The organism is Actinacidiphila sp. bgisy160 (assembly GCF_057707815.1).
Map to the genome: position 1 here is coordinate 126,260 of NZ_JBYIQW010000002.1, position 20,887 is coordinate 147,146.

Annotated in this window: 30 protein-coding genes; 11 read left to right on the forward strand and 19 right to left on the reverse strand. The window is 72.2% G+C overall.

Features of this window, described 5'->3' with window-relative positions:
- Positions 1–20: 20 nt before the first annotated feature.
- From AC3EUJ_RS03140 to AC3EUJ_RS03195, 12 genes are all read right to left on the reverse strand, one after another.
- Positions 21–434 (reverse strand): XF1762 family protein, encoded by a 414-nt coding sequence (locus AC3EUJ_RS03140; RefSeq protein WP_431959321.1) that lies wholly within the window; start codon positions 432–434, stop codon positions 21–23.
- A gap of 77 nt (positions 435–511) precedes the next feature.
- The gene (locus AC3EUJ_RS03145; RefSeq protein ID WP_431959322.1) at positions 512–3,286 is read right to left on the reverse strand and encodes a phage portal protein; all 2,775 of its coding nucleotides are present in this window, start codon (positions 3,284–3,286) and stop codon (positions 512–514) included.
- Complete coding sequence (locus AC3EUJ_RS03150) at positions 3,286–3,501, reverse strand: hypothetical protein (RefSeq protein WP_431959323.1); 216 nt, start codon at positions 3,499–3,501, stop codon at positions 3,286–3,288. The genes AC3EUJ_RS03145 and AC3EUJ_RS03150 overlap by 1 nt, the downstream gene beginning before the upstream one ends.
- A 93-nt stretch (positions 3,502–3,594) precedes the next feature.
- Positions 3,595–3,867: a hypothetical protein gene (locus AC3EUJ_RS03155; RefSeq protein WP_431959324.1), complete on the reverse strand. Its 273-nt coding sequence runs from the start codon at positions 3,865–3,867 to the stop codon at positions 3,595–3,597.
- Positions 3,868–3,895: 28 nt separating this feature from the next.
- A complete protein-coding gene (locus AC3EUJ_RS03160) occupies positions 3,896–4,249 on the reverse strand; it encodes a hypothetical protein (protein ID WP_431959325.1) in 354 nt (117 codons plus the stop codon).
- A gap of 109 nt (positions 4,250–4,358) precedes the next feature.
- Positions 4,359–4,874 carry a hypothetical protein gene (locus tag AC3EUJ_RS03165; RefSeq protein WP_431959326.1) on the reverse strand — a complete coding sequence of 172 codons (516 nt, stop codon included), beginning with the start codon at positions 4,872–4,874 and terminating at the stop codon, positions 4,359–4,361.
- Positions 4,875–4,950: 76 nt separating this feature from the next.
- Positions 4,951–5,526: a dCTP deaminase gene (gene dcd / locus AC3EUJ_RS03170; RefSeq protein WP_431959327.1), complete on the reverse strand. Its 576-nt coding sequence runs from the start codon at positions 5,524–5,526 to the stop codon at positions 4,951–4,953.
- A 117-nt stretch (positions 5,527–5,643) separates the two neighbouring features.
- On the reverse strand, positions 5,644–6,897 hold the full coding sequence (locus AC3EUJ_RS03175) for a tyrosine-type recombinase/integrase (protein WP_431959328.1): 1,254 nt from the start codon (positions 6,895–6,897) through the stop codon (positions 5,644–5,646).
- The gene (locus tag AC3EUJ_RS03180; RefSeq protein WP_431959329.1) at positions 6,894–7,235 is read right to left on the reverse strand and encodes a hypothetical protein; all 342 of its coding nucleotides are present in this window, start codon (positions 7,233–7,235) and stop codon (positions 6,894–6,896) included. Before AC3EUJ_RS03180 ends, AC3EUJ_RS03175 begins: the two co-directional genes overlap by 4 nt.
- Positions 7,232–7,663 (reverse strand): hypothetical protein, encoded by a 432-nt coding sequence (locus AC3EUJ_RS03185; RefSeq protein ID WP_431959330.1) that lies wholly within the window; start codon positions 7,661–7,663, stop codon positions 7,232–7,234. Before AC3EUJ_RS03185 ends, AC3EUJ_RS03180 begins: the two co-directional genes overlap by 4 nt.
- A gap of 35 nt (positions 7,664–7,698) precedes the next feature.
- Entirely contained in the window at positions 7,699–8,019 is a 321-nt protein-coding gene (locus tag AC3EUJ_RS03190) for a hypothetical protein (RefSeq protein ID WP_431959331.1), read from the reverse strand.
- Between the two features lie 210 nt (positions 8,020–8,229).
- Positions 8,230–8,436: a hypothetical protein gene (locus AC3EUJ_RS03195; RefSeq protein WP_431959332.1), complete on the reverse strand. Its 207-nt coding sequence runs from the start codon at positions 8,434–8,436 to the stop codon at positions 8,230–8,232.
- A gap of 339 nt (positions 8,437–8,775) precedes the next feature.
- Between AC3EUJ_RS03195 and AC3EUJ_RS03200 the strand changes: the two genes are divergently transcribed.
- A complete protein-coding gene (locus tag AC3EUJ_RS03200) occupies positions 8,776–9,579 on the forward strand; it encodes a hypothetical protein (protein WP_431959333.1) in 804 nt (267 codons plus the stop codon).
- A 73-nt stretch (positions 9,580–9,652) separates the two neighbouring features.
- Here the strand turns inward: AC3EUJ_RS03200 and AC3EUJ_RS03205 are convergent, their stop codons facing one another.
- Genes AC3EUJ_RS03205 through AC3EUJ_RS03225 form a run of 5 tightly spaced genes read right to left on the reverse strand, consistent with a single transcriptional unit; the run spans position 9,653 to position 11,560 of the window.
- On the reverse strand, positions 9,653–9,979 hold the full coding sequence (locus AC3EUJ_RS03205; protein WP_431959334.1) for a hypothetical protein: 327 nt from the start codon (positions 9,977–9,979) through the stop codon (positions 9,653–9,655).
- A gap of 36 nt (positions 9,980–10,015) precedes the next feature.
- Positions 10,016–10,336, reverse strand: a complete 321-nt coding sequence (locus AC3EUJ_RS03210; RefSeq protein WP_431959335.1) for a hypothetical protein — start codon at positions 10,334–10,336, stop codon at positions 10,016–10,018.
- Positions 10,337–10,356: 20 nt separating this feature from the next.
- Entirely contained in the window at positions 10,357–10,881 is a 525-nt protein-coding gene (locus tag AC3EUJ_RS03215; RefSeq protein WP_431959336.1) for a DUF4326 domain-containing protein, read from the reverse strand.
- The gene (locus tag AC3EUJ_RS03220; RefSeq protein WP_431959337.1) at positions 10,878–11,249 is read right to left on the reverse strand and encodes a fic family toxin-antitoxin system, toxin component; all 372 of its coding nucleotides are present in this window, start codon (positions 11,247–11,249) and stop codon (positions 10,878–10,880) included. Before AC3EUJ_RS03220 ends, AC3EUJ_RS03215 begins: the two co-directional genes overlap by 4 nt.
- On the reverse strand, positions 11,246–11,560 hold the full coding sequence (locus tag AC3EUJ_RS03225; protein WP_431959338.1) for a hypothetical protein: 315 nt from the start codon (positions 11,558–11,560) through the stop codon (positions 11,246–11,248). The genes AC3EUJ_RS03220 and AC3EUJ_RS03225 overlap by 4 nt, the downstream gene beginning before the upstream one ends.
- Before the next feature lie 483 nt (positions 11,561–12,043).
- Between AC3EUJ_RS03225 and AC3EUJ_RS03230 the strand changes: the two genes are divergently transcribed.
- The 3 genes from AC3EUJ_RS03230 to AC3EUJ_RS03240 all read left to right on the forward strand — a co-directional run bounded on the left by AC3EUJ_RS03230 (position 12,044) and on the right by AC3EUJ_RS03240 (position 13,680).
- A complete protein-coding gene (locus tag AC3EUJ_RS03230; protein WP_431959339.1) occupies positions 12,044–12,607 on the forward strand; it encodes a hypothetical protein in 564 nt (187 codons plus the stop codon).
- A gap of 1 nt (position 12,608) precedes the next feature.
- Entirely contained in the window at positions 12,609–13,298 is a 690-nt protein-coding gene (locus AC3EUJ_RS03235) for a helix-turn-helix domain-containing protein (protein WP_431959340.1), read from the forward strand.
- 61 nt (positions 13,299–13,359) lie between these two features.
- Positions 13,360–13,680, forward strand: a complete 321-nt coding sequence (locus AC3EUJ_RS03240) for a hypothetical protein (RefSeq protein ID WP_431959341.1) — start codon at positions 13,360–13,362, stop codon at positions 13,678–13,680.
- A gap of 59 nt (positions 13,681–13,739) precedes the next feature.
- Here AC3EUJ_RS03240 and AC3EUJ_RS03245 read toward each other — a convergent pair whose 3' ends face one another.
- Together AC3EUJ_RS03245 and AC3EUJ_RS03250 are read right to left on the reverse strand one after the other, a co-directional pair.
- Complete coding sequence (locus AC3EUJ_RS03245; protein ID WP_431959342.1) at positions 13,740–14,360, reverse strand: hypothetical protein; 621 nt, start codon at positions 14,358–14,360, stop codon at positions 13,740–13,742.
- Entirely contained in the window at positions 14,357–14,608 is a 252-nt protein-coding gene (locus tag AC3EUJ_RS03250; protein ID WP_431959343.1) for a helix-turn-helix transcriptional regulator, read from the reverse strand. The genes AC3EUJ_RS03245 and AC3EUJ_RS03250 overlap by 4 nt, the downstream gene beginning before the upstream one ends.
- Before the next feature lie 180 nt (positions 14,609–14,788).
- Here AC3EUJ_RS03250 and AC3EUJ_RS03255 point away from each other — a divergent pair, with 180 nt between their 5' ends.
- From AC3EUJ_RS03255 to AC3EUJ_RS03285, 7 genes are all read left to right on the forward strand, one after another.
- Positions 14,789–14,962 (forward strand): hypothetical protein, encoded by a 174-nt coding sequence (locus AC3EUJ_RS03255; protein WP_431959344.1) that lies wholly within the window; start codon positions 14,789–14,791, stop codon positions 14,960–14,962.
- 8 nt (positions 14,963–14,970) lie between these two features.
- Positions 14,971–15,165, forward strand: a complete 195-nt coding sequence (locus AC3EUJ_RS03260) for a hypothetical protein (RefSeq protein ID WP_431959345.1) — start codon at positions 14,971–14,973, stop codon at positions 15,163–15,165.
- Between the two features lie 11 nt (positions 15,166–15,176).
- Positions 15,177–16,709, forward strand: coding sequence for a DUF2637 domain-containing protein (locus AC3EUJ_RS03265; protein ID WP_431959346.1), 1,533 nt, complete (start codon positions 15,177–15,179; stop codon positions 16,707–16,709).
- 84 nt (positions 16,710–16,793) lie between these two features.
- Entirely contained in the window at positions 16,794–17,021 is a 228-nt protein-coding gene (locus AC3EUJ_RS03270; protein WP_431959347.1) for a hypothetical protein, read from the forward strand.
- Positions 17,022–17,172: 151 nt separating this feature from the next.
- Complete coding sequence (locus tag AC3EUJ_RS03275) at positions 17,173–17,631, forward strand: hypothetical protein (protein WP_431959348.1); 459 nt, start codon at positions 17,173–17,175, stop codon at positions 17,629–17,631.
- Positions 17,632–17,677: 46 nt separating this feature from the next.
- A complete protein-coding gene (locus AC3EUJ_RS03280) occupies positions 17,678–18,655 on the forward strand; it encodes a hypothetical protein (protein WP_431959349.1) in 978 nt (325 codons plus the stop codon).
- A 92-nt stretch (positions 18,656–18,747) separates the two neighbouring features.
- Positions 18,748–20,844: a winged helix-turn-helix domain-containing protein gene (locus AC3EUJ_RS03285; RefSeq protein ID WP_431959350.1), complete on the forward strand. Its 2,097-nt coding sequence runs from the start codon at positions 18,748–18,750 to the stop codon at positions 20,842–20,844.
- Positions 20,845–20,887 lie beyond the last annotated feature (43 nt).

Below are 20,887 nucleotides of genomic sequence, written 5' to 3' on the forward strand. Positions count from 1 at the left end.
ACCATCGAGCGCCGGCACATCTAGCGTCGCGCGCTCACCTGTCTGGCCAGGCTGTGACCTGAGTCACAGCAGGTGGGGGCTTCCCACAGGGTCCGGGCGACGTTGTCGACACCCCGGGACTGGCGCGGTCTGCTCGCGCAGTCCCAGCCCCGCCGCGGCGGCCGTTGCGCCAGTACCCGCCAGCCTGCGGCCCGCAGGCTCACCCCGGTCTCGCCCTCCTGCGTGTACGTCACCAGCCGCGTGTAGCCCATGGCTTGCGCGGCCCGCCAGGCCGCGCCGTACAGCATGCTGTTCGCGTTGGGGGCGCCGTCGGTGGCCGTGCGGGTGACCTCCAGCGTCTGTCGGTTGTCCAGGTGCCGGGCGACGGGCCTGCCGACCATGGCGACAGCCCGCAGCACCCCGTCGTCGTCGGCGGCCCCGACGGCGAACACCATGCCCGGCGGCGGCTTGTGGTCAGGCGGCGACGAACGCCGCGGCGTCCCGGAACCGCACCGGGACCAGGTGCAGGCGCTCACCCACCCTTCGGGCCGTTCGTCGGGGGCAGCTTGCCCGCGTCCTTCGTCGGCGCGGTGCCGTCCGGGCGGGCCACCATCGTCAGCCGGTCCGCACGGTGGGTCTCGCGGCCGCCGCCCTCCAGGCGCTCCACGCGGATGCGCTGGTTGGCGAGGGCGCCGACGACCCGCACCAGTCCGCCACCCCACAGCCGGGCGACGCCGCCCGGCTCGATGAAGCGACCCCGGGAGTCCCGGGGGTGCCGTGCCAGGTTCCACCGGGACCGGCGGGCGCTCTTGCCCTCCAGGCCCGGGCGGATGCCGTCAACGGGCCAGTAGTAGAGCCTGCAGCGGCAGTTGATTGTGAGGTGCAGGGGCGCGAGCGGGTCACCGGGGTATCGCAGGGACGCGCCCTCGATCTCGAAGGGCTGGTCGACGGGCAGCGTCTCGTCGTTCAGTGCCTCGTGGGCGGGACGTACCCGATCGTCGCCGACGGTGTGCCAGGTCCGGACGATGCCGGGGACTTCCTCCGCTGCGGCCTGTGCTGCCCCGTTGACGACCGCGGCAGCCACCTGCCGGGCCAACCCTTCGGCCAGGTCGTGCGCGGCCTCTGTACGGCCGTGTACGACCTCGGCGAGGCCGTCAACGGTGTCGGTGTGGCCCTGAGCTGCCATCACGTCGTCCGCCAGGGCGTTGAGGAACGTCCGCACGGCTTCGGCGACGGCGGCCAGCGCCGCCATGACGGCTGCTGCTGGCCCCCCTCGGCCGCGCAGTGCCTTGCCCTCGATGGCGGCCGCGCCCGACAGGGCCCGGATCGCGTCCGCGTACGCGCGCTCTGCGGCCGCCGTCACCAGCGGCGACAGGGTCGCGGTCGCTTCGGTCGCCCACCGCTCGGGGGAGATCGCCCGGTGCGCGTCCAGCGGCCCGTCACCACCCCGGGTGTCCACCCCGGGCAGGGACGTGTCCGGCTCCCAGTACCGGGTGCCCTTGCGGGCCTTGGGGGACCGCAGCCGGGCGACGGTGATGTCCGTCTGCCGGGCGAGGATCGCGTCCAGGGCGCCGGCCGCCGCGGTGGCGAGCCGTTCGACGGCCGCTTCGTCGGGGGTCCAGCCGGGATCGCGCCGCGCGGACTTGGTCTCGCGGGCCGCGCCGACGGCTGCGGCGGCCGCGCCGGGCGCGGTGGGCTGCTGGGAGGCGCGGGCCGCGGTGACGGCGGACGCGGCGGCTCCCGGGGCCTGCGAGGTGACGCCCGCGGCCCGGGCGGCATCGACGGCTGTAGCGGCCGCGCCGGGCGCGGTGGGCTGCTGGGAGGCGCGGGCTGCTGCCACGGCCTGCGCTGCCGCGCCTCCCGCGTCCCCGAGCTCCCCGCGGGCTTGGGCGACGGCCTGGGCGGCCGCGCCGCCGCCGTCCTGCCCGCTCTCGGGCGCATCGGTCGGGGGAAGTCCGCCCGGGCCGGCCCCCGGGGCACCGGGGGGAGCTCCGGGGGCGCCGCCGACACCGAGGGCGACCGCGTCTTCGGGCCGCGTCGGCACGGGCGCCTTCTGCGGGTTGAGCCAAAGGGCGCGGGTCTGCGGGTTGTCGATCGGGTCACGCCCGGCCGCCGCCCGGTACTCGTCAACGCTGATCAGCCCGGCCGACCACTCCTCGCGGAGCACCTGCAGGCGGTGACGCTGGGGCAGTTCCAGGGCTTCGACGCCGCTGGTGTCCAGGTACGGGCGCCACCCGTCGTCGTCGTCCACGTCCGGCCAGAACGCGGAGGCGATCAGGTCGTTGTGGGACGACATGGTGATCGTCCAGAACGTGTACTCGTCCTGCTCGGCGTTGTCGTAGGTCCGGCCGGAGGTGTTGCCGAACATCGACTCGGGAGTGCCGAACGCGGCCAGGATCTCGTCCTTGGAGATCTTCGACAGTTGCTCGTACGCCATGTCACGGGGCCGGGTGGCGACGTCGATGTAAGACATGCCGCCGGGGCCCATGCCGATCACGGCGAGCTCTCCGGCGCGCTCGACGCCCGGCGCGAACCGTTCCTCGATCCGGTCGAGCTGGCGCCCCGTGGCGCCCTTGAGGTCGACGCCCAGCACACCGCCGGGCCGGGCGTCGTTCCGCAAGAAGGACACGTTGTAGAGCCGCGCCAGGTGGTCCAGGTCCACAGAGATCCCGGCGGCCTCCAGCGGCGTCGTCCCCGAGAACGGATCGGTGGGGTGAGGCTCGCGGACCCACCGCACCCGCTCCGGGTCCAGCTCCCGGGTGCGCCCGTCGCGCTCGAACAGCTCGAAGTGGGAGATGTACTCCCCGCGCTGGTCAGGTATGGGCATCACCCGGTCCGGCGGCAGCAGATCCAGGCGGGTCATCGTGCCCCGCCGGGAGCGGGTCACCTCGATGAACGCGCCGCGCTTGCTGAGGAGCACCTGCGCGGACAGGCGCTTGCGGAACACGCGCCCGGTCTCCAGCGGGTTGGCCTGCCCGTTCAGCAGCCGGTACAGCGGGTGCTCGTCCATGGTCTCGTCGATCTCGCCGGGGCCGTCCCCGCGCCCGACCATGAACGGCAGGCGGGAGGAGTGCCCGGCGATCGTCTCGACGGCCTTGAAGACCCACACGCCGCGCTCGTAGCCGTCGGCGATGACCTTCTCCAGGTCCCAGCCGTCCGCGCGGCCCTCGGTGCCGTACATGCGCGACACGCCTGCGGGCACAGTCCAGCCGCCGGACCACCCCTTGGTCTCCTGCATGGCCGGCGCGACGGCGCGGCGGCGGGCCAGGGCCCGCATCGCGGGCAGCAGGGTCCGGCGGCGGGCCATCAGACGGCGCCGCTATCGCCGAGGGACAGGAACAGGCCGAGGCCGGTGAGTGCGAGGCCGACGGCGGCCCCGCCGAGCAGCGGATGGACGGCGAACGCCACGGCGGTCAGGCCTGCGACGCCGAGGACGACCAGGACCAGGCCGACGATCTCCCTGACGGGCAGCGGCGGCGTTGGCGGCGGGGGCGCGTCGGTGGCGGAAGGGATGTGAGTCACGGCGCGCAAGCTAGGAAGCGGCGCGGCTAGTGTCGCGGCGTCACCCGCGGCGGGGGGCCGGCCGACTCACGGACCGGCCCCGGGCGGTCTGCGTCAGGGGCGGCAGGTCGGATCCTGGGGCACGACCGCGATGGCCGTGTACGAGCCATCACCGTGGAACGACTGATAGATGCGGTTGCCGTGGTCGCACTTGGTGCAGGAGTTGGAGAACCCGTCGGGCATGGCGATGACCTCGCAGGGCTCCCGGTTGACCGTGCTGGCGCGCGGCGCGTCGTTGTACGGCTCCATGTACTTGGCGCAGCCCGCCAGGCCCAGTGCCAGGGTGGCGGCGGACGCGGCGGCGACTATGCGGAGACGGCGGTTCACGGGGTGGTGCCCTTCTGCAGGTGAGTGGTCAGACGGTGCCCGCGACGTACGCCTCGATGCCGCGTCGCGTGTAGGTGTGGCCCGGGATGACCCGGGCGCCCTTGGGGGGCTGGGGCGGAGGCAGGCGCTTCGCGCGGACCCGCTGGTCACCGCCGATGAGGTGCCGGTTGTCGATGAGCGCAGAGCACTCCTGGTCCGCTACGTCCTCGAAGGGACGCTTGCACGCCTTGCAGTACACCTCCAGGGCGTTGACGCGCTGCCCGCCCTCCTTGATCACGAACGATCCTCGGAAGTCGGCGTAGCGGGCAATGTTGGTCTCCACGGGCAGCTCGGCCGCGACGACCCACGCATGGTCGGCCTTCTTCGCCGGGGGAGTAGGCACGGGCGTCGGTTCCTTCCGCCGGACGGATTCGGATACACAGCCCCTGCGCTAAGCGCAACCCCCACCCATGGGGAACGACCGGCGGTCCCGGAGTGTGACAACAGCGGCCCTACCGGGGCGACAGCCCCAGACGGGTACGCAGATCGTCGGCGTCCACGACGCGCGGCCCGCCGTCGTGCAGCTGCATGGTGGGGGCGGCCGCAACACGGTCGAGCACCGCGCACGCCCGGTCCAGGCGGGCTTCCGCCTCGATCGCCACGGCCTTCTCGTGCTCGGCCACGCGGGCCATGTCGGCCAGGCCGGAGCGCAGTTCCCGCACGCGGCCGCGGAGCCGCTGCAGCGCCGCGTCCCGCTCGTCGGTGCCGTTCAGGGCGCGCAGCAGCTCCGAACGCGCGGCCCGCTCGTCCGGCGGCCCCGACTCGTGCCACCGCTCCAGCAGGTCAGCTACCCGGCCGACCGTGTCGTTGGCGCGCATCGCCTCCACCTGGGCGGCGCGCCACACCTCCACGGGCACGGCCGGTTCGGCGGCGAGCTGGGCACAGCGGGCCTCGGCGGCAATCCACCGCTCGCGCATCCGGCGGGCGCGGGCACGGGCGGAACGCCACGCCGTCAGGGATCGGTCCACCGGGGGCCTCCTCGCGGGGTTCGGGGACCAGACGGCCCCGTCCGGTGTGCTACCGGACGGGGCCGCTTGCGTCGCGTCAGACCCGGGTGCGGTGGAAGCGCTGGGACGACCGCGACGGGGTCGGGCCGCGTTGCCCCTGGTACCGGGAGCCGTATTGCTCCGAGCCGTAGGGGAATTCGGCCGGCGAGCTCAGCCGGAACAGGCAGAGCTGCCCGATCTTCATGCCGGGCCACAGCTTGATGGGGAGCGTCGCCACGTTCGACAGCTCCAGCGTCACGTGCCCGGAGAACCCGGGGTCGATGAAGCCCGCGGTCGAGTGCGTGACGAGTCCGAGCCGACCGAGGCTCGACTTCCCCTCCAGGCGCGAGGCGATGTCGTCGGGCAGCGTGATGACCTCGTACGTGGAGGCCAGTACGAACTCCCCGGGGTGGAGGATGAACGGCCCGTCGCCCTCCGGCTCCACTTCCCTGGTCAGGTCCGGCTGCTCGGCCGCCGGGTCGATGTGCGGGTACCGGTGGTTCTCGAACACCCGGAAGAAGCGGTCGAGCCGTACGTCGATGCTCGACGGCTGCACCATCGACGCGTCGAACGGGTCGATCCGCACCCGCCCGACGTCGATCTCGGCCTTGATGTCCCTGTCGGATAGAAGCACGGGGGAAGGCTCTCACGTATAACTGGCCCCCGCGCCCGCTGGCAGATCGCCTGCGGCGGGCGCGGGGGCCGGCCCTTCGGGCCGTACGCCCCAGCAGCGAAATACTGGGGCTGTCAGTCACCTTCGGCGCATGCGGCGCCGGGCTGCCCGGTCGGCCCGGCCCTGCACCTGCACCACGGGCCCGGCAGGCTCGGCGGCGGCCGCCCCGACGACCTTGACCGCGTCGAACACGTCCTTCGCCTTGTCCTTCGCGGGGCGGACGTATGCCAGCTCGGCGACGTTGGAGCCGGGCGTCCACCGGCCCGCCTCGTTGAGCTCCTTGCCTCGCACCCCGGCCTCCGCGAGGTCGGTGGCCGCGCCCGCACGGAGGCCATGCGCCGTCACCGGCCGCCCGTCGGTCTCGAGTCCGGCCTGCTCGAACCGCTTCTTCACGATGCTGTCGCACGCGGCACCGGTCAGCTTGTCGCCCCGCTTGGTGGCGTGGGCGCGCCCGGCGAGCTTGCCCTTCTTGGTCAGCGCCCGCAGCAGCGGACCCGAGGTGACGCCCTGCTCGGCGAGGTACGCCAGCCACGCCCGCATGCGCTGGACCTGCTGCAGGTCGGCGCGGTTCTTCTGGATGAGGGTCTGTTCCTCGGTCTGGTGCGTCTTGTCCTTGGCCAGCTTCACGACGATCTGGTCATCGGTGATCACCAGATCCTCGATCAGCAGCTCGGCGGGCTCGGTGCGGCGCGCCACGAACCGGTACGCGAACGCCAGGTAGGCGGCGTCACGGATGCCGATGGGCGTGGACTCGTCGCACACGTCGATCATCGCCAGCACGAACGGCAGCGTCAGCGGGAACGCCTCCCGCTTGCGGTTGGCCCGCGGGTTCTTCGCCGTCCAGCCCTTGAGGTTCTCGTTGAACATCGTGCGGTCCGGGCGCTTCCCGGGCGGCTGCCACATGCGGATGTGCGACATGTAGGCGCGGATCGACGCGGCCTTCATGCTGCGCGTGCCGTCCTTGCGGTTGGCCCGGGTCATCAGGTGAGTGCCGTACTCGGTGTACGTCGCCGTAGTGCACGGCCGGGCGACGCGGCCGTGCTCGGCGCACCAGGCCTCGAACTCCCTCACCGCGGTGGTGCGCATCCGGCGGGTGTTCTCCGCCTTGGCCTCGGCGTGCAGGTCCATCGTGGCCTGCGAGACCCGGAAGTCCTCTTCCGAGTAGCGCGGGCCCTCGCCGGCCACGGGCAGATCCTCGCCCGGGCCGACGATGGTGTGCTGATCGACCTCGTACCGCGGCGCCGGCAGGCTCTCCCGGACGGCGGGAAGCCCCGCGGGCTCCTCGTCGTCCAGGAGCTCCGCGACGATGACCTCTCCCTCTTGCTCGCTCACGCGTTCTCCCTGGTTCCGTACATGGAGCGGATCAGTTCCTCCAAAGACGGCAGGTCCAGGAGGCATCCGCAGGGCTGGAAGTGCAGGTGGGCGCCGGTCTTCGGCGGGCAGGGCTGGAACGGGCAATACCCGGTGTGGCCGGTCAGCTTGCCGGACACGGGGACGTCGCCACACACCGGGCACGGCGGCACGGCGGCAGGGTTGGGGAGCCGCGCCGAGGACAGCTCCGACCAGTCGATGCCGCCGTTCGCCGCCTCCGCGGCCCGCTGGTAGGCGTCGAACCAGGCCTTCGCCGCGCCCGGCAGGGCCGGGACGCGGCGCCCGTACTCGTCGGTCACTCGTCCGCGTCTCGCTTGAGGTACAGCGGGGAGGAGAGGCCCGGATCGAAGTCCAGGAACCACATGGTGACGGCGCGCTCGAACCTCGCGCAGGCGTTGCGGTGCTGGGCGGTGAGGTGGCCGACGTACCGGTGGGCGGCCGTGCTGTACCCGTCGGCGCCGATCGACAGGGCGTCCTTCAACATGCTGATCGCCCCCCACCAGCCGTTGAGATGGTTGGTGAACCCCTCCACGTTTGCGAGGGCCACACTCGCGCCGTGCTCGGCCACGTCGCTGAGGATCCGGTCGGCATCGAAGCCCTCGAAGGTGTCGTCGGGCATGTCGGCGACGAATTCGCGGTAGCGGTGAATCGCCTCCAACTCGGCTGCGGTGAACGGGTCGGTGCCGGACTCGTACTTGGACCAGTCGTCAATGCCGGTGTCTGCCATCGTGCTCCTTCGGTGGCGCTATTGGGTGATGTGGGTCAGTTGTCAGGGTGTTCGGGGTGGCCGGCCCACTGCTGGCCCGCTTGGCGGAACCAGGCGAGTTGCGTGCGTGCGCGGTGGGGCTGGTCGTCGGCCAATGCGGCCTCCCCGAAGCCGAACGCGTACGCGGCCTTGACCCGCAGCGGCGTGGTGATCGTGCGGCATTCCAGGCCTGCGCGGGAGTGGATCGCGTCGGCCATGGCCTCGCGCTCGTCCAGCCGGGCGGAGACGAACCCGAACCACTGGTTGAACAGGGCGCGGCTCATCTCCGGCGAGGCCGGGGGGCCGTCTTCGGAGGGGTGTTCGGGATCTTCTGACACCCCCTTAGAATAGCCTGTGATTCTCCAAATTATCACCGGTAAGGCGCACCTAACCTTGCGTTCGGGGGTGTCCGGCCGGATGTTCGATCCCGGTTCGGCGGACTGCCGGAGAGATCGGCGAAGACGCGCACCGGTGCCGGGGCAGGCGCCGGGTAACAGGGTGGCCCCCCTCCCGAGTGAGAGGGGGGCCACCGTGTGCTCGTGTGTGGATCAGCCGCCGAAGAACCGGTTCCCGGCTTCGGCCAGCGGGATGGCCACGCACGCATGGACGGCGCCGCCGAGGGCCGCGAGGGTCACCTCACGGCGATTGTTCTTGACCGCGCGGGCCACGGCTTCCACGACGGCCTTCACGAACTTGACGACATCCTTGATGCCCTTGGCGCAGGCTTTGCTGCAGGCACTACTATTGAAGCGCATTGTGGGTTTTCCATTCTCGAGTTGGATTCCTACGGCGCGCCAGAGGAGGGCAACGACCCCCAGCCAGGATTGGACCCCAGAGGCTGGACCACGGGTCTTGCTCTCCTCTTCGGCGTTCTAAGCTTACGGCTTTCGCGGCCGCGTGTTGCAATTGCGCGTAGGGCTGCGAAGGGGTAACAGCCGCCCCATGTATAGGTCGTTGTAAGGCTCACCGAATCAACCGGTCAGGAAACAGCCGACACTTGCAGTGATCCAGCACTCAGGGCCGACCAGCTTCCACCCCGCAAAAAATCTTGGAAACTACGCACACCTATGCGCATAGACGTAGCGGAGGTCCCGATGCCCGCACCGTTCCACCGCCCCGCGGCCCCTCCCCTCCCCGAGGCTCACCGCGCGGCCCTGCGCACCATCCGCGATCACGCCGTCAGTCACGCGAGCGTCCCCGGCTCCCCGGGCCGCACCCACTACCGCTATGCCGCACCGGAGCCCGGGCAGTGGCTCACCCTGCCCAAGCTCGACGTCCTGGCGCTGCTCCGCGCCGAGCTCGTACGCCACGGCGCCCGCACCCACGACCGGGGGCAGTGGACGGAGCTCGTCGGCCTGACCCTCGCCGGGGAGCGTGAGCTGCGGCGCAGCACCAAGGCCGCGGCCACCAAGCCCACTTCGGCCACTGCCAGGCCCCGCAAGGCGAAGGCGCCCCGCCCGGTCGCGGCCGCCGGCCCCGCGCCCGACGTGGACCTAGACGACCTGGTCGCCGAGTTGGCCGGCGCGGGCCGCTCGTGGGTGATGCCCGTGCCGCCGCTGCCTCTGCTCAGCTCCAACATGCGCCTGCACTGGGCGCCCGAGGCCGACCGGATAGGCGAGCTGCGCAAGACGGGGAAGGTGCTCGCCCGCAAGCACCGGCTGCCGACGCTGGCCCGGGCCCACCTGTTCTACGTCGTGCACCCGGGCCCGCGTACCCGGGACTTCGACCCGGGGAACTGGGCGCCGTCGGCGAAGGCGCTCCTTGACGGCCTGGTCGACGGCGGGGCCCTGCCGGACGACAACGCCCGGATCCTGACGGGGCCGGACCCTCGCCCGGGGGCCAGGTCTGCAACCCCCGGGGGAAGGCTGACACTCGTCCTGACAGAACTGGTCGCGTGAGCCGGTTATACGCGGGAAAGCCTGGAGGGCCCGTCACCGGGATGGTGGCGGGCCCTCCAGCGTGCAGCGCGGGTCACGGAGTCCAGTAGTCCGGGTCGGCCGGTCCGATGCCGGGCCCGCCGTCGATGTTGTCGAAGGTTCTGCCGTAGCTGCAGAGCACTTCGGCTTCGTGGTAGTACGGCCCTTCGGGGCTGGGGGCGGGGTCTCCAGCGTTCATCAAGCGCGAGAGGGCGCAGCGTTCCATGGCGGCGTCGTACTCGGGGCCCTCACTGGGGTAGTCCGGGACGACGGAGACGTTCGCGGGCTCGCCGTGGGCGCCGAGAGTGCCAACGCCGAAGGCAAGCAAGCCGACGACGCTGGCACCGATGACGACCGGGAGTATCTGGGCACGGTTGAGCATGAATCCCCCCCTGGGATCTGCTGGCAGGCGGTCAGGCTACGGCTTGCGCAGCAGGTCGGCCAGGAGGTGCACGGCGCCGTCTGCCGCCCCGGGAGGGCTCGTGGTCGCCACCTCCACCAGCAGGAGCACCTGCGCACCCGGGCTGTCCGGCCGGTACACGAGCACCCCACGGAGCTGATCCTTCGGGATCTCGACCGGGAAGTGCCGGTATCCCGCCTGATGGAGGCCTTCGGAGATGGCTTCCGCCACGTGGCGGCCGGTGCGCTGGGCGCCAACGGCTTCGCGTAGATCCCGGACGTTCAGCACCGCGTATCCGGCGCCGTCATTGACGGCGGCCTCGACCTTCGTAAGGTCCATGTCCTCCCCCTTCGGTGGCGCTACGCGCCGAGTAGCTGCTGCATGACGAACCCGGCGTGGCCGTGCGTGGCGGCCGCCTTCTCCTCGTCGCTGTAGATCGGGGCGTCGCCCCAAGAGACCCGGCCCCGGTCGACGCGGGCCCGGACCCTGGCCGCCCACGCGTCGTACTCGGCGGGCGGCATGCCGGCCAGCCGCAGCAGCTCGTCGGCGTGGCACGCCTGATCCGGTCGGCACGTGCAGGCGACGTCCTTGCCCCGCAGCTCCGGCACGCTGACAAGGATCCGCTCGCGCCGCCGGTCGGCCTCATCGGTCGGGGCGTTGGTCCGGTCCCCGGCCAGCCACATGCGGAAGTTGGCGGCCGCCGCGGCGTGCGGGTCGACGTCTCGCATCTCCCGCATGACCGCGATCGTGCACGCGTTGGCGAACCGGCTGGACCCGCTGACGATGACGGCGCCGTTCGGGTTGGTGGTGGCGTCCGCCAGCCGCCAGCCCTTCGTGCGGCCGCGCTGGATCCGGGCGGGCACCGCCAGGGTCGTCGCCGTCACCGGACGGTCCAGCCGCGAAGCGCCAGAGCGATCTCCTTCACGGTGACCCGGCCGGCTGCCGTGTCGCGGACGAGGACCGCAGCCTCCTTGGGCGGGTAGTTCAGGCTGCGGCCCTGCAGGGTCAGGAACCCGACGGTGCTGACCCATGCGAACTGCAGGTTCGAGTGCTCCAGGCAGGGAATCCGCGCGAGCTCGTGCATGAGCGCGGCCGCCTTGAGGTGATCAGAGCCGTAGCAGTCGCGCCCCATGGCGCTGGAGTGGACGCGGGCGACCGCGGCGTACAGCACGCCCAGTTCGTGGACCTGCGGGTCGCCGTCGATCTGCTCGGCGACGTGCAGCAGGAACGGCACGTCGATGCTTTGGGTCACGCGGCGTTCCCGTGGCCAGCCTCGGCGCGGTCCAGCTCGGCCAGGCGCCGCTCTGCGGCCAGGGCGGCGGCGTGCCGGTCGCTGTCGGGCACGTTGTCGCCGAGCTCGGCGAAGGCCTCGCGGGTGTACTCCATGGCTTCGCGGGCGGCCTCGAGGAAAACGCGCTCGACGGCCGTGGCGCGTTCGTAGGCGGCCGACAGCACGTACTCCTGCATGCTCATGTCGGCGGCCTTGGCGGCCGCGGCGATGGCGTCGTACTGCTCCGCGTTGGGGAACCGGAGGCTCATGGCCTTCTTCTCGGATGCCTTCATGGTGGCAACGGTACCACTGGTGTCATCCGTTTGGGGAGGGGATCCGGCGGGCCGGCTTGCCGGTCCCGTTTCACGCCCGGCCACCGCCGCGCCGCGCCCGTCCGCCGGCCCCGCCGCCCAGGTGTTGTTGATGTTCGTCTAGTTGAAGTTCTTCTAGTTACTAGGTGTTGCGCTAGAGCGTCAGTCGGACTTGCGCTAGAGCGCAACATGCAAGTTGCGGTAGAGCGCAAGTCGCCGTGTTGCGCTAGAGCGCAAGTTGTCTCCGGCAGAAAAACCCCAGGTCAGAGGCTTTTCGTCGTTGAGTCGCGCGGAATTCCCAGTCTTGTGTCACACCTGGCGGGCCTCCGACGTTCCCCCTCATTGCAAGGCACCACCACCCCAGCCGCACGGAGGCCCCTGGTGCGAGACACCGAGCCGAATACGCAGACATTCGGCACCCGCCGAACCCCTGCCAGTCCCGCTGTCGGGCAGGCTCGGCAGATCGTGGAAGAGGCTCTGCTGCCGCTCTACCTCGCCGACGCCGAGCGCATCGAGCTGGCCCGCACCATCGCCGAGGCCCTGGTGCGACCGGCCGAGGACGAGATCCGCGCCCTGCGCACCGAGCTCACCGAGCTGCAGCGCAACACCGCGGGCCAGGCGGACCTGATGGCCCGCGCCCGGGCCGTCCTGGAGCGGGTCGCCGCGCACATCCGGCTGGATTCCCGCGAGTGGGACGCCAACCGCAACGACGCCTGGCTCTACGGGGCGCTGGTGGGCTGGAGCGAGGACGGTCGGCCCGTCGGCATGGACGACGACCCGATGATGCTCGAGGCCGTAGGGGCCCGGCACCGCTGGTCCCTCGCCCGCATCCAGAACCTGCGCTTCTGCGCGGCCGTGGTCCGCCAGATCCGGGGCGAGAACGACCCGCCCGCCGCCCCGGCCCGCCAGGTCGTGCCGACCGCTCCCGCTCCCGGCTCCCCGCCGGATGGCTTGACCGCCGTACTCGAAGCCACCCACGTGCACGGCCCCGTTCGCATGCCCGCCTTCTCCTTCGCCAAGGGATTCTGAGATGACCACTTCGGCTGACGCCTCCCACATCACCGACGCCGAGCTCGACGCGCTGTTCGCCACCGTCGGCCGCCTCACCACGCGTATCAACCAGCTGGAGGCGACGACCGGCAAGACCGCCGAGTCGGCCGCCGTCAGGGAGGTGCTGGAGCGGATCGTCCCGAAGGACGGGACCACGCCCATGGTCTGCATCTGCGGGAAGACGTTCGATGCGACGGGCAAGGGCCGGCCGCGCGTCTACTGCTCCAAGTCGTGCAGGCACAAGGCCTACAGGAACCGCCGGGATGCGGGACTGCAGGAGGCCGAGGCCGAGGTGCGGGAGCTCCGCGTGGTCGAGGACGAGCCCGTGACCGAGCCCGTGGTCGAGGTGGCAGCCGAGGTGGAGCCGGAGCCGCAGGAGGAGCCGGAGGACGCGCCCGAGGCCGAGCCCCAGGCGGCGGCTCCCCGCCGTACGCGTGCCCCGCGCGGCCCGGAGTGGCTGACCGTCGAGCAGGCCGCGGTCGCCTGCGACACGAGCGTCACCAACATGTACCGCTGGATCAACGAGGGCACCGGCCCGAAGGTCGAGAAGGTCGGCACGTCCAACCGCGGCATGCGCATCCACATCCGGGACCTCGCCCGCTGGCGCAAGACCCGCATCTTCCCCAAGCCGCGCAAGCGCCGCCAGGCCCAGGCTGCCGACGCGGCCTGACGACAGGCGATAGAGTGACGGCGGCCGGGCCTGAGAACCCGGCCGCCGCTACGCTGCGCCCGTGACGAAGAAGAAGCCGGTCCGCAAGGGCCTCGCCGTGTGCGCGATCTGCCGGAAGCCCACGGGCGGGCAGCGGACCGCGAAGGCCGCGTCTGGAAAGACGTGCCATGAGCGGTGTCTGCAGCAAGCGAAGAACGCCGGCACCCGGAGTACGGCCCCGGCTCCGGTCGTCCGCACATGGGACACCAGGGCAGCCGAGCGGGAATTCGCGCGCAACAAGGGCCAGGTGGACAGCGGAGAGACCTTCCGGGGGCAGGCGCGGTCAACCTGGCGAGTGGGCGGCACGCCGTCCAGCGCAGGCGAAATCGGTCGAAGCCGTTGACTCCAAAGCGATGAACGACCCTGAACCGGCCCCCACGGGGGCCGGTTCTTTGCTTCCCGTCACGCCCTGGCCGACGCCCCACTCCGAGCCCAAGCCGGGGGCGTCTGGCTGTGCTTGGGCCTGACCGCGACCCCCCACGCCGCCAGGTCGCGGGTGCGCCACAGGAAGCTGGACTTCTCCCGCCACAGGGCCGCACTCACCGCGTCCAGGTGCAACATGAGCTCCCCGCCGTCGTACGCCCACGCCTGCCAACCGGACAGGCCACCGCGCCGGTTGACGTACCGGGCGACCTGACCCCGCGTGCGCTCGCCGTGCCGCACGAGCCACAGCCGGCGTTCCTCGTCACCGTCGCGCTGCACCAGCGACCACCCGTCGCCGAGCCGCGCCGACATGTCCACGGTGCGCACCGCAGGCCGGGCAAGGTCGCGCTCGAACTTCGCCGTGCGGACGGCGGTCGCGGCCGCGCACCGCGCGCACCGCAGGTTCAGCGGCGTCCGGACCCGGGCGCGCCCGTTCCATTCGCCGCCGGCGATCTGCCAGCCCCGCGCCTCCATGTGCGCGCGCAGCTCCTCGCCGAGTACTTCGGACTCCAGGCGCGGCTCCTGGCCGTCCGGGCCCGTCGCCCTGGTCCCGCACCACGGGCACCGGGGCACGTAGTAGGTCACCCGGTCGAAGCTCATGTCGGCCCCTGGTTGCGGCGCGGCTTGGGTCCGCCGCCTTTGCCCTGTGCCTTGGGGTGGGTGTCGAAGTAGCGGTCGACGGCGTCGGCCGGCCAGCGGGGCCGGGTGCTCCCGGGCACCAACACCGCCTCGGGGAAGTCCGGGTCGTTGGCGATCCGGTCATGGACCCCCTGGCGGCTCCAGCCTCGTCGCTCCGCGATCTGCGGGACCGTCAGCAAGGCGACCTCCTCCTCGGGTTGGCGTCGCATTTCCATGGCACCACCATCCCTCAATCCTCTTGACCGCGTCCAGAGGATCGCCGTAGGTTGGACCCAACACAAACGAAAAAAGCCCCGACGCGGTGAGCCAACACCGCGCCGAGGCACCCCCGGTGAGCCAACACCGGGAACAGCTCAGCCCTCGCCTGCCAAAGCCGAAAGGGCCGAACAATGCACGATCGTAGCTGCGCGGGTAGCACCGCGCCCCATCCCGCACGCCGCACCGCCTTCGTCCGCGACACCACCAGCCCCGACCGCGCCCGCATCGCCGTCGACCACGCGCCCGCGCCGGTCCGGTCCGGAGCGTGGGACCAGCACCTCGCCCCCCTCGGCGGTGCCCGATGAAGGAAACCGTGACCGCCCTGTTCTGGGGCCTCGTCGAGTGGATGCTCGCCATGGCCCTCGGCTGGTGCGCCGCCGTCGAAGGCGGCCTCAGCCTCGGCCGCACCGTCACCCTCGCGGGCGTCGGCTTCCTCGTCGTGCACTTCGTCATCCGCCCCAAGGACAACCGCGGCGGCCGTCGCCCCGCCGGCCGCCGCAAGAGCTGAGAGAGGAAACCGTGAGCGAGACGCCCCAGTTGGAGAAGCTGCTCGGTGCAGCGCACTGGCAGAGGCGCGGAGGCCTGCTCCTGCAGGACTACCCCGACGCCGCTGCCGACCCCGTGACGCTGCCCGCGCCCGCGCCCGCTCCGGTGGCCGCGCTCGCCGTCGACCCCGCCCCGGTAGTCGAGGCGGCCCCCGCCCCCGCCCCTGCACCCGAGCCCGAGCCCGCCCCGGTGGCCGCGCCCGCCGTCGACCCCGCCCCTGCGCCGCAGCCCGAGCCCGTATCCGCACCTGCGGACGACGCGGACCAGGACGCGGACCAGGACGACGACGGCGAGCCGGCCACCAAGGACGTGCCGCCGCTCGGCAAGGGCGAGAAGTTCATGGCCTTCGCGGTCGTCGTCATGGCGACCGGCGTCAGCGTCCTCGGCCTGCTCTCCTCCTTCGAGGCCCTGAGCACCAAGGCCGAAGCCGAGTGGGGGTGGGCACACCCGTGGATGCTGCCGCTCGGTCTCGACCTGGCCATCCCCGCCTTCACGCTCGCGCGCCTGCTGCTCATCCGCCTGGACCTCCACGTGCCCGCGTGGCTGACGTGGATTCCGCGCCTCCTGACCGCCGCCACGATCTACCTCAACTGGAACGTCACCGACTCCCTGCCCGGCCGCGCCGGACACGCCTTCCTGACGCTCCTGTGGGTCGTGTTCTCCGAGATCGCCAGCAGCATCTACGCCACCCGCATCGGCGCCATCACCGGCCGCCGCATGGACCGGATCCGCACCTCCCGCTGGTTCATGGCGCCTGTCGCCACGGCGGCCATCCGCCGCCGCATGATCCTGTGGGAGGTCACCTCCTACGCCGACGCCTTGAAGCGCGAGCGGAACCGCCTCCTGGTGCGTGCCGAACTGCGCTCCCTGTACGGCCGTGGATGGCGCCGCGTGGCGCCCGCCAAGATCTGCGTTCTGGCCCGCCTTGGCGAGCTGGAGCCGGGCGCCGCGACGGCGGCCGCCGAACACGCCACGACTGATCTGTCCGGCCTCACGGCGGGGTGCGACGCCACCGCCATCGACCCCACCACCGAGCCCGCCACGGACGACGCCGAAAGCGCCGCCCGGGAGCGGACCCACATGGCGCTGTTCGGGCGCCGCCCGCCGGAGCTCAAGGCGCCCGCCGAGAACGCCGCCGAAGGCGCCTCGGGAGACGCCGCAGGAGGCGCCACGGGCGGCCGTGGAAGCGCCGCCGCGGCGGACGCCAAGGCGCCCCGTGTGAACGCTCAGGTGGAGCCCTCAAAGCGCCCCCGTGGCGCCGCCAAGGACGGCACCGGAAAGCGCCCCGCCCCGCTCCCGAAGCGCTCCACCGCGGAGGAGCAGGAAGCGGGTCGGGAGATCATCCGTGGCGTCTTCCGGAGCCTCGGTCGCGAGCCCCGCGAGAAGGAGATGACCGACGCCTTGAAGGCGGAGGGCCACCCCTCCACCTCCCGCTCCTACGCCAACGCGCGGCGCCTGGAGATCCGGGAGGAAGACGAGTTCAAGACCTACCCCGGCCCTCAGTAGCGGGCCCCGCCCCGTGCCCGGCGCAAGCCGGAAGCACTCCCCATAGAGCCGGTTATACGCAAACCCCCAGGTAGGAGGCCCGCAATGGCGTACAAGAAGCAGCAGGAGCGCGAGACGCGCCGGCAGCAGGCCGCCGCCGAGCGGTGGTCCGCCCGGCTCAACGCCGCCGAGACCCCGTGGGACCGGGTCGCCGTCACCTACGACCGCATCCGCGCCCAGGTCGCCAAGCTCCCGCCGGAGAAGCGCGACCGGGCGGCCGCGGCGGTCGAGCGGGCGCTGCAGACCGCGACCGCCGAATTCCTCGGCGGGTGACCGTCCGTGAATCCGCAATCCGATCCGCAGTCCAATCCGCACCGCGGATCGGACCACGTCAGGGACCTACACGCCTGGGCGCGCCTGCGCGCGTAACGCGCGCGAGGGTAGCCCCGGCCGTCACCCACCGCAACCACCAAGGAGCCCCGAAATGAACGACGTTCGCCCCCTCCAGCCCCTGCAGCCGACCGCCGTGAACCTGTCTGCCGAGGCCCCGGCCGCCCACCTGGGCGCCCTGCACCTGGTCCCCACCACGGTGCTGCTGCCCAACGGGCAGACCGTCACCGGCTACGCGCAGGCCGCGCCGCCGCAGCCCGACCCCGCCGCCGTGGCGGTCGCGTCCAGGTCGGTCGTCTCCGGGTTCCTGCTGAACTTCTGCCTCGCCGGGGTCGGCTTCCTCGCGTTCGCGGCCGGCCTGCACCTGGCGGCCGCGTTCGTCTCCGCCCTGGCCGACCTGATCTCGCAGCTCATGTTGCTCGCGGCGGTCCTCTTCGGCGCCTTCGTCTTCGTGCAGATGGCCACGGCCTTCCGCTCCCGGGGCGGCGGCGGCAACCGGACGAACATCCGCATCAAGAAGGCCGTCATCAAGCGCAACAAGTTCAGCGCGTGATCCCCCGACCCGCCCAGTTAGGGCCCGACCGATGAGGTGGCATGAAGTGGTTGAACTCCTGATTCTCGGGTGGCTGGCCTGGCAGATGGCCAACGGCTCCAGCTCCGGCGGATCGTCGGGCGGCTCCAAGGCAGCGAGCCCCAAGGCCAAGGCCCCCGTGGCGGCCGCCAAGCGGGAGTCCCTGGCCGCGCAGTGGCGGGCCACCCCCGTGAAGAAGGGCAGCCCCACCAACCGGGCCGGGGCGGTGACCGGCAAGGCGGCCGCCTACCTCACCCGCGCAGGCCTCGGCCACGTGAAGGCCTTCACCGAGGGGTGGGGGGCGAGCTGGAAGGAAGCCGCCTCCGTCCTGTGGGAGCGCAAGGACGAGCTCGACCCCGAGGACGACGACGAGGACGAGACCCCCAACCCGGAACCCGATCCGCCGAAGCCGACACCGCCCCCGCCGCCCCCAAAGCCGACCGGAGGTAAGGCGCCGGCCCCGCCCGAGAAGCCGACGGTGGCGGCGCGACCCGTCAGGAAGCCCGCCCCCGCCCCGACCCCGGCACCCGCCCGGGACACCGGACTCCCGCCCAGCACCCACCCGTACCCGGCCAAGCCCCTGCGCCTGGTCCAGCCCGACGAAAGGAAACCCCCCACCATGAGCGGCACTCTCACCGGAGAAGCGACGAACTTCGACAGCGCCCGGGAGCAGCTCGGGGCCGTCGCCGACACCGCCCTGGCCGACCTGGAGATCGCCACCGGGGACGCCACCCGCTCCAGCAACCGCGCCACCGCGCTGGACGACCTGGCCGCAGGGATGGCCGCGCTCAAGGTGGACCCCGAGACCGTGCGCGACGCGCATGCCGTCGCCGAGGCCGCCATCGCGTTCGCCGAGGCCCAGGAGGCCGCTCGCGCGGCCGCCGAAGCGGTCTTCACGGCCGCGAACGTCGCCCGGGAGAACCTGCAGCGCCGCTACGGAAACCTCGTGGAGGCCGCGGCCGCCGCGCCCGCCATCCCCGACGCGGAGTTCATCACCAGCCACTGAGCGGACGGGGCCGGTGTTCCCGCACCGGCCCCGCCCCGGCCCCGGCCACCCAACTTCCCCACCGTGCAGCAGCAGAGAAAGGCACCGCGACCATGGCACTCCTTGACCGTGCCGAGCCCATGATGACGGACGACGAAGCGGACAAGCTGATCGCCCTTTACAACCGGCTCGGCGAGCAGCGGGCGGCGGCGCGGCGGCGTGCGGAGCGGTGGAAGCGTCTGCCCCTCGTGGTGCGCGGTTCGATCCGCACGGGCCGCTTCGTCGTCCGGCACCGCCGCCCCCTGGCCCCGTTCCTCACCACCGCTGGCACCCTCACCACCGCGCAGGCCCTGCAGATCCAGGGGGGTTGGCCGGCCGCCCTCGGCCTGGCCGCCGCCGCTGCCCCCGAGCTCGCGCTTCGGCTGCGCCGCCGGGCGATCCGCCGCCGCAAGGGCGCCCGCTGGCCCGAGCGGGCAGGCCGCGCCATGCTGCGCCGCCGTGTCCTGACCGCGTGGGGGCGGCTCTACACCTCCGCCGTGTACGCCGCAGTGTTCGGCTGGCTGCTGGTGTCCGCCGCCACCGGGCAGGTACTCCCGCCGCCGGGGGGACTCGAGGGTCTGGGCGTCGCCATAGGCTCCGGCGCGGTTCTCGGCGCGCCGTGGTGGTGGCACCTGGCCCGCCGCCGCCCCGAGCCGGAGGCGCCGCTTGGCGAGCACCTGCAGATCTGGCTGGAGTTCGTGGCCTGCCAGGGCGGTGCGCTGCCCGACTCCGGACTGCACAACCTGCTGATCAGCAACAACGACAACTGGGGCGCCGACATCGAGCTGCCCCGCGGCAAGGGCACCGCGACCGCCGCCATGACCACACAGATCCAGGAGCGAATCGCGTCCGCCTACGGCGTGCCGGCCGTGTCGGTGAACATCGACCGGCACCCGTCCGGCAACGAGCAGTGGGCGCACATCGAGGTGTACGAGCGGAACCCGCTGCAGGAGGTGAAGGAGTGGGAGGGCCCGCACCTGCTGGACCCGAACACCGGCATCGCCCCCATCGCCGTGCACCCCGACGGCCAGTTTGTCGACTACCGGATGTGGCGCCCCGGATCCGGCCCCGTCCACGACCTGTTCGTCGGCTCCACCGACTCCGGCAAGTCCCGACTGACGGAGATGTGCCTGGCCTACGAGCGGCACACCCCGCACATGGTGAGCTGGGTCATCGACCCGCAGCACGGGCAGTCGCTCCCGGACTGGCAGAACGCCGTCGACCTGTTCGCCGGGGACGTGACCGAAGGCCTGTACGCGATGCGTGACGCGGTGGACTTCATGTACGACCGCAACCGCCGCCTGGCCGACTGGGAGTGGGTGGACGACAAGGGCCGCGAGCGGCGCGGCGTGGCGGCGTTCGACCCCGTGAAGCTGGGGCTGCCCATCCTGTCCGTGACGATGGAGGAGGCCGCCGCCGTCTTCGCCGCCTACAAGGAGGTCGTCGTCCTGGCGGAGCGGTTCGCCACCATGGCCCGCAAGTGCGGCGGCAAGCTGCGCATCGTCATGCAGAACCCGTCCCTGGGCAACCTGGGCGGCTCCAACACCCTGCGGGAGCAGCTCGCCGCCGGGAACGTCGTCGTGATGCGCACGGGCGGCCGCATGTCCGGTCAGCTCGCCCTGCAGGGCTCGATGCCGGTCGAGCCCCACAAGATCCCCAAGCAGTGGCCCAACGGAGACAGCACCGCAGGCCTGGCGTACGCGAGCGTGGGCAGCGCCCGCGCCACGCTGGCGCGCACGTTCCTGTGCGTCGACCCGTTCCACTGGGCGTCGACCGGCGAGACCACCACGTTCAACGCCACCGAGGCCGCGCGGCTCGGCGACGGGTGGCGGCACTGGCGTCAGCGCCGCGACGACCGGAAGGCCGGCCGCCCGGTCACCGAGCCCGGCGCGGGCAAGGCCGCTGCCGAGACGGCAGCGCAGGGCGTGGCCAAGACCGAGGCCGCCGCGGCGGCCGCCGAGACGGCCGTCCCCCGCTCGTCCTCGCGGGCCGACATCCTGGCGCACCTGCGGGCCAACGGGCGGTGCACCAACCAGCAGATCATCAACGCACTCGGCATGAAGTCGACCACGGTGAACAGCTCCCTCACCCGCATGGAGGAGGACGGCCAGGTCCGCCGCGTCGAGAAGGGAGTGTGGGAGGCCGCGATGGCGTCCGCCGCCGTAGCCTGAGCACGCTTCACCCCTCCTAGAGCGGCCCCGCACCTCTTGCCGG